Source organism: Muricoprocola aceti, from assembly GCF_025567005.1.
Taxonomy (GTDB): domain Bacteria; phylum Bacillota; class Clostridia; order Lachnospirales; family Lachnospiraceae; genus Marvinbryantia; species Marvinbryantia aceti.
Genome location: NZ_JAOQKE010000017.1, coordinates 26,073 through 45,259, shown reverse-complemented (window position 1 = coordinate 45,259; position 19,187 = coordinate 26,073). Strand labels below are relative to the sequence as shown.

The window sequence follows — 19,187 nt, the reverse complement described above, 5'->3', positions numbered from 1 at the left end:
CTCCCCCTACTTCTGAACCATTCTCTGATTCCGCACCTTACCGGAGAATTCAGTAAATGCAACCGCCAGAATCAGTACGATACCTTTTACCAGTTTCTGTACATAATCATTGATACCACACATAATCATTCCGGTTGATAATACTCCCATCAGAACTACACCAATCATTACCTGGTTAATTCTTCCCTCACCTCCCGAAAGACTTACACCGCCAAGTACAACTGCCGTAATCGCATCCATTTCATATCCATCTCCGGCAGATGGCTGACCACTGCTGGTTCTGGAAAGTAATACCAACCCCGCAATACCCGATAAAAATCCGGCAAAAGCATATACAATCAGTTTTACTCTCATGACATTTACACCGGAAAGATGGGATGCTTCTTCATTTCCACCAACACCGTATACATAACGTCCAAATGTGGTTCTTTCCAAAATAAACTTTCCAACCAGAAATACCAGCAGCATCAGAAGTACCATAAGTGGAATTCCGGCTATGGATGTTTTTGCGAAATTACCATAGGTTTTGCTGAAACTGTGAACCGGTAATCCATCTGTAACGATATATGCCAGTCCTCTTAATGCTGTCTGAGTACCAAGTGTTGCAATCAATGCCGGCATATTTAACTTTGTTACACAAAATCCATTGAGCGCTCCTACTGCAAGCGCAACCAGTAAAGCAACAAGAGATCCTATGACGCCCGGTGCTCCAGCCTGCATTACAAGTGCTGCAATTACCGCACTCAGGCCCGCAATGGAACCAACTGATAAATCAATTCCTCCCGTAAGAATTACATAACACATTCCCACTGATGTAATTCCGGTAATGGACACCTGTTTTAAAATTGTCATACAGGTATTAATGCTGAGAAAATTGCTGGATGCAACAGAAAAAAAGATAATCAGAATTATCAGAACCATCAGGATTCCATAGTCCAGCATTTTTGTTAATACATCATTCTTCTTACTCATGTTCCTCTACTCCTTCTTTCTCTGTAGACGCCAGTTCCAGAATTCTTTCCTGTGTGTACTCTGTTCTTTCCAGCTCTCCTACAATTTTTCCATGGCTCATTACCAGAATCCGGTCTGACATGCCTATCAATTCCGGCATTTCACTGCTGATCATGATGATTCCTTTTCCCCGTTTTGCCAGTTCTGTCATCAATGCATAGATCTCCTGTTTCGCGCCCACATCAATTCCTCTGGTAGGTTCGTCAAAAATCAGCACATCGCAGTTTGTTGCCAGCATTTTTGCCAGAACAATTTTCTGCTGGTTTCCACCAGACAGGTTCTTTGCAATCTGTTCTCTGTTTGGTGTTTTTATTTTTAATTCTTTTATATAATCATCCACCAGACTTTCTACTTTTGATTTCTGTATGACTCCCACATTTGTACATTTATCATAGATGCTGAAAACAGTGTTCTCCTTTACTGACATTCCCAGAATCAGTCCCTGCCTCTTACGGTCTTCCGGTATCAGACCGATTCCATGCTTCAGACCATCTCTCGGACTTGCCGGACAGAAGGCTTCTCCATTCTTTTTCAGTCTCCCGGAAAGTATCCGGTCTGCACCATATATGGCTCTTGCCACCTCCGTACGTCCTGCTCCAACCAGTCCGCCAAATCCCAGTATTTCTCCTTTTCTCAGCTGAAAACTGATCTCTTTTATTCTCTTATTGGTCAAATGATCTGCTTCCAGCAGCACTTCTCCTTTTTCAGCGGTATTCACCGGGTAAGATTCCGTCAGTTCACGTCCTACCATATAAGAAATCAACTGCTGCTTAGTTACATCTTTTACATCTTTTGTAACAATATATCTTCCATCACAAAATACCGTCACACGATCACATAGTTCAAATACTTCCTCCAGTCTGTGCGATATAAAAATAATGGTAACTTTCTTTTCTCTGAGTTTTTCAATGATGTCGAAAAATATCTTTGTTTCATTGATGGTCAGTGGTGCTGTCGGTTCATCCATGATGATAAACCTGGCATTTTTCGATACAGCTTTCATAATTTCCACAATCTGCTGATAAGCCACTCCCAGTTCACATACTTTTGTTTTTACATCCAGATCAACGCCCATTTCCTTACACAGTTCTTCCGCACGCTGATTCATTTCTCTTATGTTCCTGATTCCATATTTCTGAATTTCTCTTCCATAGAAAATGTTTTCTGCAACTGTCAGATATGGAATCAGACTGAACTCCTGATAGATAACCGATATTCCCAAATCCATGGATAACTTCGGTGTCATTTTTTCATACGCCTTATGTTCAAATTCAATTGTTCCTTTTGTCGGTTCATAGGCACCCGTCAGTAATTTTATAAATGTTGACTTACCTGCTCCATTTTCTCCACAGAGCGCATGAACCTCTCCTCTTCGCACATCAAAAGAGATATCATCTAACGCTTTTACTAATGCAAAATATTTGGACAAATGATCTACTTTTAATATTATATCGTTCATTTGCGTCTCCTCTTTTTTAGAGAGAAAGGGGTATGCACCCTGGCATTTCCCCTTTCTCCGGATATATCGTTTTTTACTTTTTATTTTCCATCCCACTCATAGGTTCCGTCCAGCACATCAGCCTTTGGTACCTTCACATATGGAAGATATACGGTTTCCTGTTCTTCCGGGACGCCTTCTGTTGCGTATTTATATAAGTAGAATGCGGATTCATAACCACCCTTATACGGGAACAGATCTACGGTTCCCCGGTAGATGCTGTCTTCTTCTGCAATATAAGTCAGAGCTTCATCTGTTGCATCTCCGGAAAATACAGCATATTCTTCTCCTTCTTTTCCTGCATTTACCATAGCCTGGTATCCACCGATTGCACCGGAATCATTGGTTCCAACTACAACATTCAGATCCGGATACTGTGCCAGAACAGATTCTACAATCTTCATACCGCCTTCCAGCGTATCTCCAGCCTGTCTTGCAACAATCTCAACGTCCGGGCAGATCTCTTTTAACGCTTCTTCCACACCATCACCACGCGGAATAACGGATTCTACATTGTCCTGTGAAATGATACATACCTGTGCTTTTCCATCCAGTGTATCTTTAATCCATTCTGCCGCCTGTTCCCCAATGGTATGTCCATAATCATATTCGTCCAACGTATAACTGAGCTTTACATTTTCCTGTGTCTGAGCAATGCATGCAGTTGCAATGCCGCTTTCGTTAGCTTTATCTACAATTTCCATAGTTGCCTGTGTATCAATCGGAGTAAAGGTAAATCCGCTGTAACCATCATTTACCAGACTTTCCAGTGCATTTAACTGTGTGTCAACATTGTATTCCGAATCAATAACCTGATAAGTAACACCAAGATCCTCGCATCCTGCCTCGAATCCCTTCTTTACCATTGCATTCCATGGATTCGCAAGATTCATACTCACATATGCCAGTTTAATATCTTTGTTGTCTTTTTCAGCAGCTTCTTCTTTCATTGCCTCTACATCAATGGTCCAGTCATCATCTGCAAATGCTACTGCTCCCATGGATAACATCATACTTGCTGAAAGACCTGCACATAACAATCTTGATACTACATTTTTCTTCATCATAAAACCCTCCTGATCTCATAATTTGTTCAAATCAATTGCATTTTGCACCATTCGCATATGCTTGTTGTATTCTTTTCCTTTTCTCAAAGTCATTCCAAGAAACAACGCATCCAGTATGGCCTGATCTGCCACACGCCGTGCCACTTTGTCTCTTCCGCGAGTCAGATCACTGGTTGAAATAAACAGTGGGATGTCAGTCACTTTTAATAACGGAGATTTGTTCATCTTGGTGATACATATCGTAGTTGCACCCTGTTCTTTTGCAATACGCATTGCCTGCACCACATTCCTTGATCTGCCTTCATAGGATACAGCAAATGCCACATCTCCGGGTTTTAAGTTTGCTGCCGTCATTAACTGCATCATTACATCACTGTACGCAGAACAGTTGATACCCATTCGGCTGATTTTCGTATCCGTCAGCTGACACACTGCATAGGCATCTCCAACACCGAAAAAATGAATAGATTTTGCATTTGCCATAGCGTTTAATGCTTTTTCGTAATTGGGAGTTACCAATGACAATGTATCTGTCAGCGTCTGCATATTGCTGTGAAATACTTTCTTCAGTATCGTCACCATATCATCCTGTACTTCTATTTTTTCAGGACTTTCTGAACTTTCTTCATTTGCCACTGACATAAATGCCTGCTTAAATTCTGTGTATCCACTGTACCCCATTCTTTTACAAAATCTGACAATAGAAGCATCACTGCTTCCTGTTTCATGAGCCAGACCCGACAGTGTAAAATTGGCAATTGCTTCCGGATTTTCCAAAAGTGCTTCTGCCACAACCTTTTCTGCCCGAGGAAGAGATGGGAGTTGAAATCTGATGCGCACCATTATTTCATTCATACTTTTTCCTCCACATTTTCAGTAAGTTATTGATTTCTTACTTCATAATTAGAATAGCACGTTAAAATCATGGAGTAAATTTTGCAATTTTTTTTCATTATTTTGCACTATTTACACCATTTTTTACCATCCATGTCTTTGTTCCATTATTGTATTTGCATAGTTTTTTTATTTTTTCACTTCATTTTGAAAGTTTTACTTCGAAATAACGCTTCATTTCTATTTTCAAGCAAAAAAGTTCGGCAAATGTTTATCACATCTGCCGAACTTTTCATTCAAAATTTGCATGTCTCTTTCTTAGTTCTTTTTCCGATATTCCTCGTTCTCCCATCAGTTGAAGCACAAGTGCTTCAAGCGTAATAAACAAAGTTTCCTCAAATAACGACCCCATTGGCTGAACAGACTGTTTCTCTATACCGTCTTTGAACTTTGCATCCGCATGAATCACAACAGGAACCGTTGCATCTGCATACAATGCTGATTTTCTGCATGTCGTAAACACAACAATTGGTATCTGTAATTCTTTTGCTTTTTTTGTATATCCCCTGAGAGTTTCTGTCTCACCACTTCCGCTCCCAATGATGAGCAAATCTCCCTTTCGTGCTGCGGTGGTATTTGTATCGCCAATCCAATAAACCTCATACCCTGCCTGTGCAAGCCGCATGGCAAACCCTCTCATCACATACCCCGTTCTTCCCATTCCGGCTACAAATATCTTCTCTGCCAGATCTATATACTGGCATATAGTTGTAAATTCTACTGTTGATCCTCTACTCAGACACTCTTGAAGTTCCTTCAAAATCTCACTAGTATATTTATTAAACACTTTCCACTTCTTTCTCTATGGAAATGCAAAACCTATTCATCTTCTTTATATCAAGTTCAAAGAAAAAAGTAAAGAATATTTTATCCAAATCAAAGATTCTGCTTTTTTTATTTCGATTTCTGCGGTATAAATACAATTCCCACATGTTGAAGTCTATGATCATCAGATCGAATGCATCAGGGCCTGATCTCAGTGGGGAAACCATCTGAAGCATTGCTGGCACATAACGACATTCTCTGGTTTGAATTTCCTGTAGATGCAGAAGACTTCTACACCCATGCCATGCAGTACCACTGCAAACAGCTGAGTGAAAAATTCCCACAGTCCTGCGTCTTTGAACAGGAAAATCATATTGTGGTTTTGATGAATGCCTCTCTTTCTGACTGCAATGTCCAGCAGTTTCAAAATGAAATCGCTGTTTATCTACGGGATGGTCTGATGAAAGCCGGCATCAGTGCCATTGGTCATGATCTCAATGATTTCTTCTATTATCACCAACAGGCTCCGATGGCCTATGAGACCGGTCGCCAGAAACAGCCAACTTTCTGGAGCTACGCTTTTGATCAGTATCGTACTGACTTCATTCTTCAGCATGCAATGCAGACATTTCCGGTACGTTTTCTGTGTCGTCCGGAACTGGAGATTCTTCGTGCTTATGATCAGGCACATTCCAGTATGCTGGAAGAGACTCTTCGCTGCTATCTGACCAACGAACGGGCACTGCTCCATACTGCCGAGCTGATGGATATTCACCGAACCACACTGTTGTATCGGATTCGCAGGATCGAAGAACTGACCGGACTTCAGCTGGATGACGAGCAGACCAGATTTGACCTGCTGTTGTCTTTCCATCTGATTTTTCAGTGAATCTGTGTTTACCAGTAAAATCAAAAACTCCCATAGAAGTCATGCACTTTCACAGGAGTTATTGCTGCTTAAATACTTTGTAAATGTTCTGCTATCACACTGGCAAAAATCTGGTGGCTGTTCGCATTCATATGTTCCTGATCTTCTTCGCTGCTCTCTACGTAATCAGATGCACGAAGAAAATCTGTTCCATACTTTCTTGCAATTTTTTCATAGACACTTCCCAGTCTTTTTGAGATTTCCACCGATTCCGGAGAAAATTCCTGATCAAATCCTTCTTCCCATACTCGTTCCCCGAGAAAGATCGGGGATATCAGCAAAATTTTGCTGTCTGGTGAGAATCTCTTTGCCTGTTCCAGAAGACGTACTACGCCTTTTCCGATGACATCTGCTGATGCAGAAAATACCGTCTTACAGTCATTCGTTCCCAGCATCAGTACAATCTGTTCCGGCTGTCCATGTGTCTCCAAAAGCGTTGGAAAAAGCTCTGTTCCCTTTCGCCCCTGCCTTAATGGATCATTAAATATGGTAGTACGTCCACAGAGTCCTTCTTCGATCACCCGGACGCCCTGATCTTTTAACTGTTCCTGAAGGATGCTGGTCCATCTCACGCCCCATGGAAAACGGCTGCCATCCTTTGGATTATATCCCCATGTATTCGAATCGCCAAAACAAAGTACGTCTGTCATATCTTTTCTTTCACTCCTGTATTACATCTATGTTTTTCTATTATTCATACTAACATAGTAGGTTTATAAAGAAAAGTATCACTTTTTTATAACTGGTTATAGAAAAAAACAATAATTCACGTACTCAAAAAGCCAGAAAACACCGTCACCAATGGCTAGCGGCCTGCTGCCTTTGCCTCCAGATTGGCCAGACGATCCAGCGCACCCTGCAAGGTCTCATCCTGTTTTGCAAAATGGAATCGAATCAGATGGTTCACGTCTTCCCGGAAGAAACTGGATCCCGGTACTGCTCCTACGCCGACCTCTGCAGCCATCCATTCACAGAACTGTACATCCGTTTCTTCTTTTTTCTTCCATTTGCTGATATCCATCATCACATAGTAAGCCCCCTGCGGATCCGTAAAAGTAAATCCAAGATCCTTCAGTCCTCCGGTGAAGAGATCTTTCATATGCTGATAATGATTCTGCAGATCCACATAATAGGAGTCGGGCATATTCAGTCCCACTACAGCAGTCTCCATCAGTGGTGCCGCTGCTCCTACGGTCAGAAAATCATGGACTTTTTTCACACGATCGATGACTTCTTCCGGAGCGATCACATAGCCAAGGCGCCATCCTGTGATGGAATAAGTCTTGGAAAGAGAGTTACAGGTGATCGTTCTCTCACGCATACCAGGCAGCGTATTCATATAAATATGCTTATTTGGCTTGTACAAAATATGCTCGTACACTTCATCGGTAATGACAAAGGTATCATACTTAATGGCCAGATCGGCAATCAGCTTCATCTCTTCGTAAGTGAACACCTTTCCACATGGATTGGACGGATTGCAGAGAATCAGCGCCTTGACTCCCTGGCGAAAGGCATCTTCCAGCACTTCCGGATCGAAGTCAAAGGCTGGTGGATTCAACGGTACATAGATCGGTACTGCACCGGAGAGGATCGCATCTGCTCCATAATTCTCATAAAACGGAGAAAAGACAATGACTTTTTCTCCGGGATTTACCACTGACATGACTGCTGCCATCATGGCTTCCGTACTTCCGCAGGTTACCACGATCTCTTTGTTGGGATCTACAGACAGACCGGAAAAATGCTCCTGTTTTCTGGCCAACGCTTCACGGAAATTCTGTGCACCCCAGGTCAGTGCATACTGATGCGGGCCTTCATAGGCCACCTGAGCCAGGCGATCCAGCAGTTCCTTTGGTGGATCGAAGTCCGGGAATCCCTGAGACAGATTGATAGCTCCATATTTCGCTGAGATTCTGGTCATACGTCGAATGACCGAATCAGTAAACTGTTCTGTTCTTGTACTAAGTGATGGCATGTCTATTCCTTTCCTGATACCGCACGTACCATGGCTTCAATATGTTCATATGGAGTATCCGGTGTCAGATCACATCCAGGTGCCAGAATAAAGCCACCGGAAAGTCCTGCTGTCTGCACCAGATTCTGCGCTTTCTGATAAATCTCTTCCGGGCACTCCTGCTCCAGAACACGAACCGGACTTAACGTACCCATGATCGTGATCTTTCCATCTGCCCGTTTCAGCGCTTCTTCCAGATCCAGGCTGTCTACAGAAAAGATCGCAATGCCACTGTCCTTCAATGCACTGATTCGTTCCATGGTTTTTCCGCAGATATGAAGCAGCATATACGGACATTTTTCTGACAGCCGGTCATTTAACTGCTTCAGATATGGCAGAGAATAGGTTTCAAAGTAATCTTCACTAATCAGATCTCCAGAAGATACCGGTTCTGCAATATATACCAGATTGCCTCCCGATTCCAGAAAGTCCATAGTCAGATGATACACTACTTCCTCTGAGAATTCCAGCACTTCCCGTACCAGATCTTCTTCATCCTCATCACTGAGATACATCATGAACTCATTAACACCCACCAGCTGAGCCGCTGTGGTAAACGGGCCAAAGCTTCCCACGCCTGTAAATCGTTCTTTTCCGGTTTTCTCTGCAATGATTCTGGTCTGTTTTAACAGCAGCTGATACTCTTCATCCCTGCGCAGATTCTCCATGACCTGATCTACGGTCCAGTTACGAATCTCTTCCAGTTCCTGAATAGGCTTCTGGATCACTTCTCCCGGCAAGCCCACTCTGGAATTGTTGATCTCTCCGCCCATAGCCCTGAGGATAATATGGGGAATGGCTCTTCCTCCGTATACAATATCTACATTCAGTCTGTCACAGGTATCCAGAATAATCTGCGCTCCCGCATCCGGCAGGCGAAGCAGCTCCTCCGGAGAGATTCCTTCCTGTTTTATAGCCCAGGTGGCACCGGATAAGGTACTGACCGGCACCCTTGGAACTTCTTCAAAATTCATTGCCTTTATCAAAAGTTCTTTTCTTGTCATTTCACGTTCTCCTTAGTGCATCAGATTTGGTAAAAACATACTGAGCGGTTCGAAAAATACAATGAGAAGCAGAGTTATGATTCCAGCTGCCACAAATGGCACAATCTTTTTGCAGATCTCTGCTACCGGTATTTTAGAAATACTGCATCCCACATATAGATTGATTCCCACTGGAGGGGTAATCAACCCAATCGCCATATTGGTAGTCAGCATCACGCCCAGATGGATCGGATCTACATTCAGTGCATTGGCAATTGGCAGTACAATCGGAACCAGAATGTAAAATGCGGAGCTGGCATCCAGAAAACATCCCGCAATCAGGAAAATCAGGTTAATCAACAGTAACAATACATATTTATTACTGCTCAGAGCCATCAATGCAGATGACATGTCGGTTGCAATATGGCTGGTGGTCAGGATCCATGCAAAGACACTGGCACAGGCCACAATATACAATACGGTTCCGGAGGATACTGCCGCATCCACGAACAGTCTCCACAGATCCCGGATCTTGATTTCTCTGTAAACTACAATTCCCACAAACAGGCCATACACAATTGCCACGCCGGCAGATTCTGTAGCGGTAAAAATTCCTCCATAAATACCACCCAGAATGATAACCGGAGTCAAGAGCCCCCAGATAGCATCCTTGAATGCTGCCCAGATCTCTGCTTTCGATGCTTTCGGCTGCGGTTTGATATTGCTCTTTCTGGAGCAGATCATAGCTGCTACTACATAAGAAACTCCCATCAGAATACCAGGAATGATACCACCTGCAAACAGTTTTCCTACAGAACTGCCTGAAATCGAAGCGTAAATAACAAAAGCAATACTTGGCGGAATGACGATTCCGATGGCGCCGGATGCACTCATCAGTGCCGTAGACATTCCCACATCATAACCAGATTCCACCATGGCCGGAATCAGAATGGAACCCAGAGCTGCCACGGTAGCAGGGCCAGAGCCGGAGATCGCTGCAAAGAAACAGGATACAATCACTACTACAGAGATCAGGCCACCCTTGCGGTGTCCTACACATACCTTTGCAAACTGCACCAGTCTTCTGGAGATACCCGCATATTCCATAATCACGCCTGCCAGAATAAAAAATGGAATCGCCAGCAGAGTGAATTTTCCGATTGCAGAATACATAGTATCCGTCAATGTCGTCAACGGGAATCCACCCATAGTCAGTCCTGCCAGACTGGATACTCCCAGTGCCACTGCCACCGGAATGTTCAAAAATACCATCACAAAAAATAATCCAAACAATACTACTGCCATCATTTCTGCCTGCCCTCCTTTAACTGCTGATAAGCCGCCTGAATGGTGCGAATTCCCATAAAGACCGCTCCTGCCGGCAGGGCAAGTCCCTGTATATAAGTCGGCCAGCGAAGTGCTGTTGTTTTACTGTGGAACCGGATCTGGTTCTGCACCATCTCGATTCCATAACGCAGCATGAAGTAAATCAGAATCAGAGAACAAATGGATGAGATCACCAGTGCTGCTTTTTTCCCGTTCTCTGATAATTTATCCGTAATAAAACTCATACCAAGATGTGCGTTTCTTTTATAACCTGCTGAGATGCCCAGCATAGTCACCCACACAAATACAATCACCACTACTTCTTCTGTATACGAGATCGATTTGTGCAAAAAATATCTGCTGATTACATTGGCAAAATTCATCACCGTCATAAAGAGAAGGCCTGCTACGATCAGACCTTCCTCCAGATAATCGATGAGTTTTCCGAGTATTTTTCCAATCTGTTTCATCTTCTTATCCTTTCAGTGTTTTTGTTATCGCATTCACGATGTCATCCACATGAACACGTACTTTATTCTCCATAGAAGGTGCAAATGGTACCGGTGTAAATGGAGCTGCCAGACGCAGAACCGGCCCTTTTAAGCTGTCAAAAGCTTCTTCCGCTGCCGTTGCTGCAATCTCTGCTCCAAATCCTCCCTGTTTGACTGCTTCATGGCAGATACAGAGATGACCTGTCTTTTTCACAGATTCCAGCACGGTCTCTTTATCCCATGGGGATAAGGTTACCAGATCAATCACTTCTGCTGAAATTCCGGCATCTTCCAGCTGCTTCGCTGCTTCTAAAACAGTCAGCATCGTCTTAGAATAGGAAACCAGTGTAATATCGCTTCCCTTTTTACGGATTTTTGCCTTTCCGATCTGATATGGTTCTTCGTCTTCGATCTCCGGTACCTCAAAGGACATCTTAAACAGATTCTTATGTTCAAAATAAATGACCGGATTGTCGTCTTCAATGGCTGCTTTTAATACCGCTTTGGCATCTGCCGCATTAGAAGGCGCTACCACTTTCAGCCCGGGAATGTGTACAAACCAGGCTTCCACAGACTGGGAATGCTGTGCTGCACCCTGAGTAATCAGTCCATCCGGTGCTCTGAGCACCAGCGGAATCTTAGCCTGTCCACCTGACATATATCTTGCCTTTGCCATCTGGTTAAATATCTCATCCATACATACACTGCAAAAATCTGCATAATGCAGATCCACCACCGGTCTTGCCCCTGCAAGGGCTGCTCCTACACCGCCACCTGCCAGAAACGTTTCTGATATCGGCGTATCAATCACTCTTCCCGGAAATTCATCTGCCAGTCCGGTAAACTGTCCGAAGATACCGCCCTGACGTGCCAGATCCTCACCCATCACAAATACGGTAGGATCCTTCTTCATTTCTTCACTCATGGCTTCCAGAGTTGCCTGTCCAAATGTTATTGTTCTCATCTCGTTCTCCTTAGCTCCTCTTAACAGTATACGTCATCCAGATACTCTTCCGGATCCGGCACCGGACTTTCAAGCGCAAATTTCTGTGCAGCCAGTACTTTTTCATGGCTCTTCTGGTGAATCGCACTCAGTTCTTCCTTTGTGATTACTTCATCAACCTCTTCATTCGGCTGCAGTACAATCCGTTCAAATTCAGCAAATGGATCATTCTTTTTCTGCTCTTCTGCCACATATTCTCTGGTTCTGTATTTCTCTGCATCTCTTACAAAATGCCCTTCCACGCGGAATGTCTTTGCTTCGATGAAGGTCGGTCCTTCTCCTTTTCTTGCCCGTTCTACCGCCTCCGCAGCTGCCCGGTACACCTCAAATACATTTTTTCCAGATACAATCTTCGCTGGCATATGATAAGCTGCCGCATAATCAGAAATATTTTCTACCGCTGTAGTCGTCTGATACGGTGTAGTAGACGCCCATCCATTATTCTCATTAACAAAGATAATTGGAAGCTTCCAGGCACTGGATACATTGGCTGCTTCATGGAAGGTTCCTCTGTTGGAAGCACCATCTCCGAAAAATACAACCGATACCTTCTGGTTATGAAGAATTTTACTGTTGGCCAGTGCTGCTCCTGCAGCCAGATTGTAGCCTCCGCCGACAACTCCGTTGGCTCCCAGCATACCCACTTCAAAATCGGCAATATGCATGGATCCACCTTTTCCTTTACAAAGGCCGGTCTTTTTTCCATAGATCTCTGCCATCATCCGGTTCAGGTCTGCTCCTTTTGCAATGCAGTGACCATGTCCACGATGGGTACTTTCTATATAATCACATTCTTCCAGTGCGCCACAGATACCAGAAGCCACAGCTTCTTCTCCGATATACAAATGAACGAAGCCTGGCAGGTTGCCTGCCAGGTATTCCTTCTTTACTAACTCTTCAAATTCCCGTATGGTACACATTTTTTCATAAAGCTGTAATGCCTTTTCTTTTGTAATGCTCATATCGTTCCTCGCTTCTTTCTAATTGAATGTATAACCAAATTTTGCAAAGAGATCTTCTCCGATATCGTCTTTGTAAGATTCATAAATTGGTGCTGCCGCGTCTTTAAAGGTCTGAATCTGATCATCCGTCAGCTTTGTGATCTCCACTCCTGCCTCTTCAAATTCATCTGCAATAGAAGCCTCATTCTCACGGTAAGATTCGATCTCCTTCTGGCACGCTTCTTCTGCTGCTGTCTGGAAGATCTCTTTGTCTTCATCACTTAAGCTGTCCCAGAGTTTCTGACTCAGACTGAATACAAACATATCATAAGAATAGTTCCATTCCGTCAGGTACTTGGATACTTCCTGAATCTGAGCACTTCGGATGGTGTCGTATGGATTTTCCTGCCCATCAATGGTGCCATTCTGAAGAGAAGTATATACTTCGGAGAAGTTCATAGAAGTCGGGTCTGCTCCGAACAGAGTAAAGAGATCAATGTACATGCTGTTGGCAGGTGTACGGATCTTCAGGCCATCCAGATCTTCCGGGGTGGTAATCGGTCTGACATTGTTGGTAATCTGACGGAAGCCATTATCACCGATTGCCAACGGTACTGCACCCAGTTCTGTGAAAATGTCTTTGATGGCATCTGCACCTTCTCCGTTGAATACATATTCGTCCACACTGTCGTATCCATTTTCAAAGATCCATGGCATACTGGTGACAGTCAGTCTTGGATCAAAACTGGAAGTATTCATCACAGAATTCAGTGCAATATCTGTGGATCCGGTCAGCAGCATCTCCACGCCCTTTATCAGGTCTCCTCCTGCCAGCTGCTCACTTGGATATACAGAAATGGTGTATCGTCCGTCTGTCTTTTCTTCTACCTGTTCTTTAAAATAATCCACAGCTACCATCCAGACACTGCTCTCCGATGGGGTCAGGCTCAGCTTCAGATCGATGCTGTCATCTGCCAGTGCTCCTGTTGAAAAAAGTCCGGCCGCCAGTGATGCGGTAAATAATCCTGCTGCATACTTCTTCCAGTTCTTGTTCATAATCGTCTCCTCGTTTACTTTTGCCCTTTTTTCCTACTACAATAGTATGTTGATACACAATTTACCATCTCAGGGGAATTTCGTCAATGACTATCCGTCATTTTACATCTATGGAAAATTTATACACAGTTATAAAGAGAAGCTATAGCTGACTTTATTTTTCTACTTGACACGCTTTACTTTTTATGCTAGCTTATGTGTAGAATTTTTATATATAAAATTTTTATATATTAGGAGGTCATCGTATGTATTTTCCAGTATCTGCTCTCCTGATCGAATATCTGATCCTTACCATTGTGGAATCTCAGGATTCTTATGGTTATGAGATCAGTCAGACGATCAAGCTTGCCGCTGATATCAAAGAATCCACTTTATATCCTATTTTAAAAAAACTGGAAAAGGCCGGATTTCTTACCACTTATTCTCAGGAATATCAGGGACGGAAACGAAAGTATTATTCTATCACGCCAGAGGGGAAGGTGCAGATGACGCATTTAAAGGAAGAATGGTGTACTTATAAAGACACCATTGACAGCATTATTGAAGGGAGGCTTCGCAATTGAGTAAGACAGATTTGACAAAAACAGAATATCTGCTGCAGCTGCAAAAATATTTAAAAAAACTGCCAAAGGCAGATTATGAAGATGCTATGGAGTATTTCACCGAATATTTTGAAGACACAGACGACGAAGGTGCAAAAGCTCTGATGGAGGAACTTGGAACACCAAAGGAAGCTGCCCGGGATCTGATGGCTAATCTGCTGGATCGCAAACTGACCGATGCTTCGACTAATGCGAATATCTTCTCAGCTCCTGCCCCTGAGTTCGCCGGGACCAATGGTGCAGTCGGTTCTGCCCACACCACCGGACGTAAAGTGTGGAAATCGATCCTGTGGATTTCACTGTTACTTCTTTTTGCCATCCCAATCGGAGCACCTCTCCTGCTTTCTGCTGCGATTGTACTGTTATGCCTGATGATCTGTGCTATTATTCTGGATCTGTGTATCTTTATTGCTGCATTTTCCAGCTATCTCATTGGTGGAAAGCTGATTCTTCGTGGACTTCTGGCACTGCCGCTCTCTCTTTCCGGCTCTGCCATGATTGCGGGAAGCGGACTGCTGATCATCGGACTCGGGATTCTGATTATGTTGTTTGGGATTTTTGCTGCTTACAGTGGCTGCCGCTTTTTTGCTGCTTCCGTAAAATGGATTGTCAATCGAAAAAGAAAAGTAAACGAGGTGAAGTATGATGAAACAATCTCACTATAAATGGTTAAAAGCCGGTATTATCTGCAGTGTAACCGGAGCGATTCTGATCTTTGCCGGCTATCTGAATGACGGCCGTTCTTATGTGGCACATGCAGATCTCAACAGACTGGAATGGAGTGCACGCAGTGACGTTCCTGCCAGAGTGAGCACTCAGCCCCGGACAGACCTGGGGGCTCTGAACTCTGTGGACATTTCTTTCGCAGACCTTGACCTGGAGATTCTTCCATCCGAAGATGAGCATTGCGCCATTGCATGGGAAATCGCCAGTGTGAATGGGAAGTCGCCAGTTGACTATGAAGTAAAAAGCGGCACGCTCACCGTTACAGAAAGCAAACATACCGGAGACTCCTATATTCATATCGACATCAGTTTTCTGGCAGATCTGTTCTGCGGTAAAAATGCAGAACATCCAGCTGATACCGTTTATCTTTACGTACCGACCGAAAAGTTCCGGCAAATTTCTATTCACAATACTATGGGGGATGTGTCTGTCGATGGGCTTCAGGCTGCACATGGCAGCCTGTCACTGGATGATGGAGATGCTGTCTGCACAAACTGTCAGTTTTCCGATTTTTCTTTTCAAAATACATTAGGTGAACTGACCATCTCAGACAGCATGCTGGATACCTGTGATATCACCATGAGTGACGATGATCTGACATTGGATCATAATCAATATCAGGGATCCACCTCCATTACAGACAAACTCGGAGATGTTACCATTCAGAACTCCATAGAAGCATTGCAGTCCCTTGGCCTGCAGCTCTCCACCAGACTTGGAGAAATCAGCCTGCCAGAAGCACTCGCAAAGACACTGCAGAAAAATGATGATGATCTCAACCGTTACGCTCAGAAAAACGATGGCAATGCTACACTGACTGTTACCTGCACGGATGGGGATATTATTCTGAAATGAATAACTCTTCTTTTATAAAAAAGCAGAGATATGAAGTTTGAAACAAACTTACATCTCTGCTTTTTTGATTCAAATCGAGCCACAAGTGACACTAAAAGAGCCGGAAAACACCGTCCCCAATGGTTAGCGCTTGATATCGTAGTTCATATTCATCAGATTTCGAATAGTGTCTACGTCATCCGTAATGTTGGCATCTCCATGGATAGTATGCTTGATAGCGCTGCTGGCCACTGCAAAGTTGACAATATCCATCGGCTTATAGTCATGCATAATCGCATAGATCAGTCCGCTGGCGAATGCATCTCCACCGCCTACACGATCCAGAATATTGAAGGTGAACAGCTTACTTTCAAAGGTATGATCTTCATACCACATATAGGCTTTCAGACTGTTCTCACTACCGCTGTGTGCATAACGTACATGGCGGGCAATGCATTTCAGATTCGGATAACGATCCACAAATCTCTGGAACACTTCATCCTGCTGCTCATAGCTTGGCTGCATCGGAATGCCATCCTTCCAGTCTCCCTTACTGTGATCATCTTCATCTTTCCAGAGATGATATGGTTCAATACCAAGAAGTACATCCACATATGGAAGACATTCCGTACAGAAATCTCTGGCCTCTTCCCAGGTCCACATCTTACTGCGGAAGTTACCGTCAAAGCTGGTGGTGATTCCCTTCTCTTTTGCCACCTTCAGACTGTTCAGAATCAGATCTTTGCATTTTGGAGAAACTGCCGGGGTAATACCGCTTAAATGCAGCCAGGTAAAACCATCCAGCAGTGCATCCAGATCCACGTTATCAAAATCGTACTCTGCAAAAGCACTGTGCTTTCTGTCATAAGTCACTTTACTTGGGCGGATTCCATAACCGGTCTCCAGATAATAAGTACCCAGCCGGTGAGTCGGGGTCTGCTGTGGTGTGGATAAAATCATAGGTGTACAGTGAACATCGTTGCTTCGCAGCATACGGATCGCACTCTTTCCGATGCTGTTATTTGGTACAACAGAAAAGAATGTACTGTCCACATTCAGATTTGCCAGTGCCAGGGCAATGTTTGCCTCGCTTCCACCATAACTGGCTTCAAAGCTGGTCGCCATCCGGATCTTATCGTAATTCGGCGGTGTCAGTCGAAGCATGATCTCTCCGATTGTGATAAATTTCTGGGTTGTATCATTGTCTCGAAGTAATGGGTTATAATGTTCCATATGTGCCTCCTTATAAAAAGCCGTTTATGCCTCAGCAGACATACAGTCTCTGCCGATGCACAAACGGCTGCTTTTCTTATGCTTAGTCTATCATATTTTTTCTTTTTGTCCAGAATATTTTCTCTTGCAAATCTCTCCTACGTAAGATGGAAGGTCTGTATCAGCAGAATCCAGGCCAGTCCATAATAGGTAATTACTGCCACCAGATCATTCACGGTGGTAATCAGCGGACCGGAAGCCACTGCCGGGTCTACCTTGATCTTATGGAAAAACATTGGAATCAGGGTACCTACCAGGCTGGAAATCACCATGGCTGCCAGCAGCGATACTCCTACACATCCGGAAATCAGGAATGCATGATTCGCCGGATTCGGCTTAAAGAACCAGATATAACATCCAATGATAAGAAAAGATACAGTTCCAAGGAACAGACCATTCACAAATCCAACACGCATTTCTTTGATTACAAGATGCATTTTCTGTGCACCGGTCAATGTCTCATCCATCAGGACACGGATGGTCACAGCCAGGGACTGGGTTCCCACATTTCCTGCCATATCCAGGATCAGTGACTGAAAACACATAACGATCGGGAGTGTGGCTACTACTGTTTCAAATACACCTACCACGGAAGATACTCCAATTCCAAGAAATAACAGAATAATCAGCCATGGAAGCCTCTTTTTCATACTTTCCTTTGTGGTTTCATTCAAATCCTCTTCAGCGGTCAAACCAGCCAGCTTTGCATAATCATCACCCATCTCATCGTCTACTACTTCCACGATATCCTGGGATGTGATGACACCAATCAGCATTTTTTCCTCAGTCAGTACCGGAATGGAATCCTCTGCATAATCTTTGATACTTTCAATACAGTCGCTGATCTTCTCATGATCCGTCACATACGGGTAAGATGTACTGATAATATCATCCAGTGAATCCCTCTCCCGGGCAATGATCAGATCCTTTAAGTCAATTGCACCGTAAAACATGTCTTTGCGGTCAACTACATATACCGTTGAGATATTATCGTTATCTCCCGCCTGACGAACCAGTTCCCTCATGGCCTGCCGGATGGTCAGATCATGATAGATCACAATAAAGTTCGTGGTCATCTTGCTACCGATCTCATCATCCTCATAGGACTGGATCATCTTGATGTCATGGCTGGATTCCTCGTCCAGCATCTCAACCAGTTTTTCCTGGGTACTGTCATCAAACTCATCCAGCACATCTACTGCATCGTCTGAGTCCATAAACGAGATCACCTTTGCAACCTTGTCCAGATCCAGTTCCTTTAAGTATTCATCCGGATCATCAATATAAGTAAAGATCTCTGCCAGACGTTCTGCACCAAGGATCGGATACAATTTCTTACGTTCCTCTTCTGTCAACTGTGACAGTGCATCCGCAATATCATTCTCATGGTAATCAGAGATGCGGTCCAGCAACTCTTCATCAGATAAAGAGCTGTGCAAAATCTCCAGCAGCTCTTCTGCATAGTTTGGTTTTGTATTCATTTCTTTTGTCATATTGCCTCCTTCCTCCCAAAAATGGGCATAGAAAAACCACCGTTTTTCCATGTACTAAACTTTCCAACAGTTACATGCTGTGAAGTATAGGAGTGAAATACGATGGTTCAAAAACAATATGAACAAACGCAGTCCAGTCAGAAAACTCTTCTGGTAAGCTGCGTCTGTCTTTTTTCTTGTATGCCACCGTAACTGCTACTTCGTCCCGTACTGTCGCAACTGTCCATTTCGTTTTCCTCCTGTTTCTTATTTTTTTAATCCGTGTCTATTCTAGCCCTGT

At 43.7% G+C, this 19,187-nt stretch carries 19 protein-coding genes; 4 read left to right on the top strand and 15 right to left on the bottom strand.

Annotated features, from left to right (window positions below; translation table 11 throughout):
• Positions 1 to 6: 6 nt before the first annotated feature.
• From OCV47_RS12010 to hxlB, 5 genes are all read right to left on the bottom strand, one after another.
• Positions 7 to 972, bottom strand: a complete 966-nt coding sequence (locus OCV47_RS12010; protein ID WP_117448656.1) for an ABC transporter permease — start codon at positions 970 to 972, stop codon at positions 7 to 9.
• Positions 965 to 2,470 (bottom strand): sugar ABC transporter ATP-binding protein, encoded by a 1,506-nt coding sequence (locus tag OCV47_RS12005; RefSeq protein WP_262655313.1) that lies wholly within the window; start codon positions 2,468 to 2,470, stop codon positions 965 to 967. The genes OCV47_RS12010 and OCV47_RS12005 overlap by 8 nt, the downstream gene beginning before the upstream one ends.
• Positions 2,471 to 2,550: 80 nt before the next feature.
• Positions 2,551 to 3,576 carry a sugar ABC transporter substrate-binding protein gene (locus tag OCV47_RS12000; protein WP_262655312.1) on the bottom strand — a complete coding sequence of 342 codons (1,026 nt, stop codon included), beginning with the start codon at positions 3,574 to 3,576 and terminating at the stop codon, positions 2,551 to 2,553.
• A gap of 15 nt (positions 3,577 to 3,591) precedes the next feature.
• The gene (locus OCV47_RS11995) at positions 3,592 to 4,431 is read right to left on the bottom strand and encodes a MurR/RpiR family transcriptional regulator (protein WP_262655310.1); all 840 of its coding nucleotides are present in this window, start codon (positions 4,429 to 4,431) and stop codon (positions 3,592 to 3,594) included.
• 271 nt (positions 4,432 to 4,702) lie between these two features.
• Positions 4,703 to 5,257 carry a 6-phospho-3-hexuloisomerase gene (hxlB, locus tag OCV47_RS11990; RefSeq protein ID WP_262655307.1) on the bottom strand — a complete coding sequence of 185 codons (555 nt, stop codon included), beginning with the start codon at positions 5,255 to 5,257 and terminating at the stop codon, positions 4,703 to 4,705.
• Between the two features lie 171 nt (positions 5,258 to 5,428).
• Between hxlB and OCV47_RS11985 the strand changes: the two genes are divergently transcribed.
• Positions 5,429 to 6,124: a helix-turn-helix domain-containing protein gene (locus OCV47_RS11985; RefSeq protein WP_262655306.1), complete on the top strand. Its 696-nt coding sequence runs from the start codon at positions 5,429 to 5,431 to the stop codon at positions 6,122 to 6,124.
• Between the two features lie 68 nt (positions 6,125 to 6,192).
• On the opposite strand, the gene OCV47_RS11980 is transcribed toward OCV47_RS11985, so the two are convergent.
• From OCV47_RS11980 to OCV47_RS11945, 8 genes are all read right to left on the bottom strand, one after another.
• Positions 6,193 to 6,813 carry a GDSL-type esterase/lipase family protein gene (locus tag OCV47_RS11980; protein WP_262655304.1) on the bottom strand — a complete coding sequence of 207 codons (621 nt, stop codon included), beginning with the start codon at positions 6,811 to 6,813 and terminating at the stop codon, positions 6,193 to 6,195.
• Between the two features lie 155 nt (positions 6,814 to 6,968).
• On the bottom strand, positions 6,969 to 8,141 hold the full coding sequence (locus OCV47_RS11975; RefSeq protein WP_262655303.1) for a pyridoxal phosphate-dependent aminotransferase: 1,173 nt from the start codon (positions 8,139 to 8,141) through the stop codon (positions 6,969 to 6,971).
• A gap of 2 nt (positions 8,142 to 8,143) precedes the next feature.
• Positions 8,144 to 9,184 carry a uroporphyrinogen decarboxylase family protein gene (locus OCV47_RS11970; RefSeq protein ID WP_262655301.1) on the bottom strand — a complete coding sequence of 347 codons (1,041 nt, stop codon included), beginning with the start codon at positions 9,182 to 9,184 and terminating at the stop codon, positions 8,144 to 8,146.
• A 12-nt stretch (positions 9,185 to 9,196) separates the two neighbouring features.
• A complete protein-coding gene (locus tag OCV47_RS11965) occupies positions 9,197 to 10,471 on the bottom strand; it encodes a TRAP transporter large permease (protein WP_256298984.1) in 1,275 nt (424 codons plus the stop codon).
• Positions 10,468 to 10,959 carry a TRAP transporter small permease gene (locus tag OCV47_RS11960; RefSeq protein WP_262655300.1) on the bottom strand — a complete coding sequence of 164 codons (492 nt, stop codon included), beginning with the start codon at positions 10,957 to 10,959 and terminating at the stop codon, positions 10,468 to 10,470. Before OCV47_RS11960 ends, OCV47_RS11965 begins: the two co-directional genes overlap by 4 nt.
• Before the next feature lie 4 nt (positions 10,960 to 10,963).
• A complete protein-coding gene (locus OCV47_RS11955) occupies positions 10,964 to 11,944 on the bottom strand; it encodes an alpha-ketoacid dehydrogenase subunit beta (RefSeq protein ID WP_256298980.1) in 981 nt (326 codons plus the stop codon).
• 20 nt (positions 11,945 to 11,964) lie between these two features.
• Positions 11,965 to 12,945 (bottom strand): thiamine pyrophosphate-dependent dehydrogenase E1 component subunit alpha, encoded by a 981-nt coding sequence (locus tag OCV47_RS11950; protein ID WP_262655298.1) that lies wholly within the window; start codon positions 12,943 to 12,945, stop codon positions 11,965 to 11,967.
• Between the two features lie 18 nt (positions 12,946 to 12,963).
• The gene (locus tag OCV47_RS11945) at positions 12,964 to 13,980 is read right to left on the bottom strand and encodes a DctP family TRAP transporter solute-binding subunit (protein WP_262655297.1); all 1,017 of its coding nucleotides are present in this window, start codon (positions 13,978 to 13,980) and stop codon (positions 12,964 to 12,966) included.
• A gap of 245 nt (positions 13,981 to 14,225) precedes the next feature.
• On the opposite strand from OCV47_RS11945, the gene OCV47_RS11940 reads away from it, so the two are divergent.
• From OCV47_RS11940 to OCV47_RS11930, 3 genes are read left to right on the top strand one after another with little or no spacing between them, the layout of a single operon-like run.
• Positions 14,226 to 14,543, top strand: coding sequence for a PadR family transcriptional regulator (locus tag OCV47_RS11940; RefSeq protein WP_256298974.1), 318 nt, complete (start codon positions 14,226 to 14,228; stop codon positions 14,541 to 14,543).
• Complete coding sequence (locus tag OCV47_RS11935; protein ID WP_262655295.1) at positions 14,540 to 15,247, top strand: DUF1700 domain-containing protein; 708 nt, start codon at positions 14,540 to 14,542, stop codon at positions 15,245 to 15,247. The genes OCV47_RS11940 and OCV47_RS11935 overlap by 4 nt, the downstream gene beginning before the upstream one ends.
• Positions 15,225 to 16,163, top strand: coding sequence for a DUF4097 family beta strand repeat-containing protein (locus OCV47_RS11930; RefSeq protein ID WP_262655294.1), 939 nt, complete (start codon positions 15,225 to 15,227; stop codon positions 16,161 to 16,163). Before OCV47_RS11935 ends, OCV47_RS11930 begins: the two co-directional genes overlap by 23 nt.
• 123 nt (positions 16,164 to 16,286) lie before the next feature.
• Here OCV47_RS11930 and OCV47_RS11925 read toward each other — a convergent pair whose 3' ends face one another.
• Both OCV47_RS11925 and mgtE read right to left on the bottom strand, forming a co-directional pair.
• Entirely contained in the window at positions 16,287 to 17,375 is a 1,089-nt protein-coding gene (locus OCV47_RS11925) for a sugar kinase (RefSeq protein WP_262655293.1), read from the bottom strand.
• A 137-nt stretch (positions 17,376 to 17,512) separates the two neighbouring features.
• A complete protein-coding gene (gene mgtE, locus OCV47_RS11920; RefSeq protein WP_262655291.1) occupies positions 17,513 to 18,907 on the bottom strand; it encodes a magnesium transporter in 1,395 nt (464 codons plus the stop codon).
• Positions 18,908 to 19,187: the final 280 nt, after the last annotated feature.

What these genes read in the sequence shown, in the direction of transcription:
- OCV47_RS11970 (WP_262655301.1), bottom strand. Translation starts at nt 9,184, where the DNA reads ATGACAAGAAAAGAACTTTTGATAAAGGCAATGAATTTTGAAGAAGTT.
- OCV47_RS11975 (WP_262655303.1), bottom strand. Translation starts at nt 8,141, where the DNA reads ATGCCATCACTTAGTACAAGAACAGAACAGTTTACTGATTCGGTCATT.
- OCV47_RS11945 (WP_262655297.1), bottom strand. Translation starts at nt 13,980, where the DNA reads ATGAACAAGAACTGGAAGAAGTATGCAGCAGGATTATTTACCGCATCA.
- OCV47_RS12000 (WP_262655312.1), bottom strand. Translation starts at nt 3,576, where the DNA reads ATGATGAAGAAAAATGTAGTATCAAGATTGTTATGTGCAGGTCTTTCA.
- OCV47_RS11985 (WP_262655306.1), top strand. Translation starts at nt 5,429, where the DNA reads ATGCATCAGGGCCTGATCTCAGTGGGGAAACCATCTGAAGCATTGCTG.
- OCV47_RS11940 (WP_256298974.1), top strand. Translation starts at nt 14,226, where the DNA reads ATGTATTTTCCAGTATCTGCTCTCCTGATCGAATATCTGATCCTTACC.
- OCV47_RS11955 (WP_256298980.1), bottom strand. Translation starts at nt 11,944, where the DNA reads ATGAGAACAATAACATTTGGACAGGCAACTCTGGAAGCCATGAGTGAA.
- OCV47_RS11925 (WP_262655293.1), bottom strand. Translation starts at nt 17,375, where the DNA reads ATGGAACATTATAACCCATTACTTCGAGACAATGATACAACCCAGAAA.
- OCV47_RS11950 (WP_262655298.1), bottom strand. Translation starts at nt 12,945, where the DNA reads ATGAGCATTACAAAAGAAAAGGCATTACAGCTTTATGAAAAAATGTGT.
- OCV47_RS11930 (WP_262655294.1), top strand. Translation starts at nt 15,225, where the DNA reads ATGATGAAACAATCTCACTATAAATGGTTAAAAGCCGGTATTATCTGC.
- mgtE (WP_262655291.1), bottom strand. Translation starts at nt 18,907, where the DNA reads ATGACAAAAGAAATGAATACAAAACCAAACTATGCAGAAGAGCTGCTG.
- OCV47_RS11965 (WP_256298984.1), bottom strand. Translation starts at nt 10,471, where the DNA reads ATGATGGCAGTAGTATTGTTTGGATTATTTTTTGTGATGGTATTTTTG.
- OCV47_RS11960 (WP_262655300.1), bottom strand. Translation starts at nt 10,959, where the DNA reads ATGAAACAGATTGGAAAAATACTCGGAAAACTCATCGATTATCTGGAG.
- OCV47_RS11980 (WP_262655304.1), bottom strand. Translation starts at nt 6,813, where the DNA reads ATGACAGACGTACTTTGTTTTGGCGATTCGAATACATGGGGATATAAT.
- OCV47_RS12005 (WP_262655313.1), bottom strand. Translation starts at nt 2,470, where the DNA reads ATGAACGATATAATATTAAAAGTAGATCATTTGTCCAAATATTTTGCA.
- OCV47_RS12010 (WP_117448656.1), bottom strand. Translation starts at nt 972, where the DNA reads ATGAGTAAGAAGAATGATGTATTAACAAAAATGCTGGACTATGGAATC.
- OCV47_RS11995 (WP_262655310.1), bottom strand. Translation starts at nt 4,431, where the DNA reads ATGAATGAAATAATGGTGCGCATCAGATTTCAACTCCCATCTCTTCCT.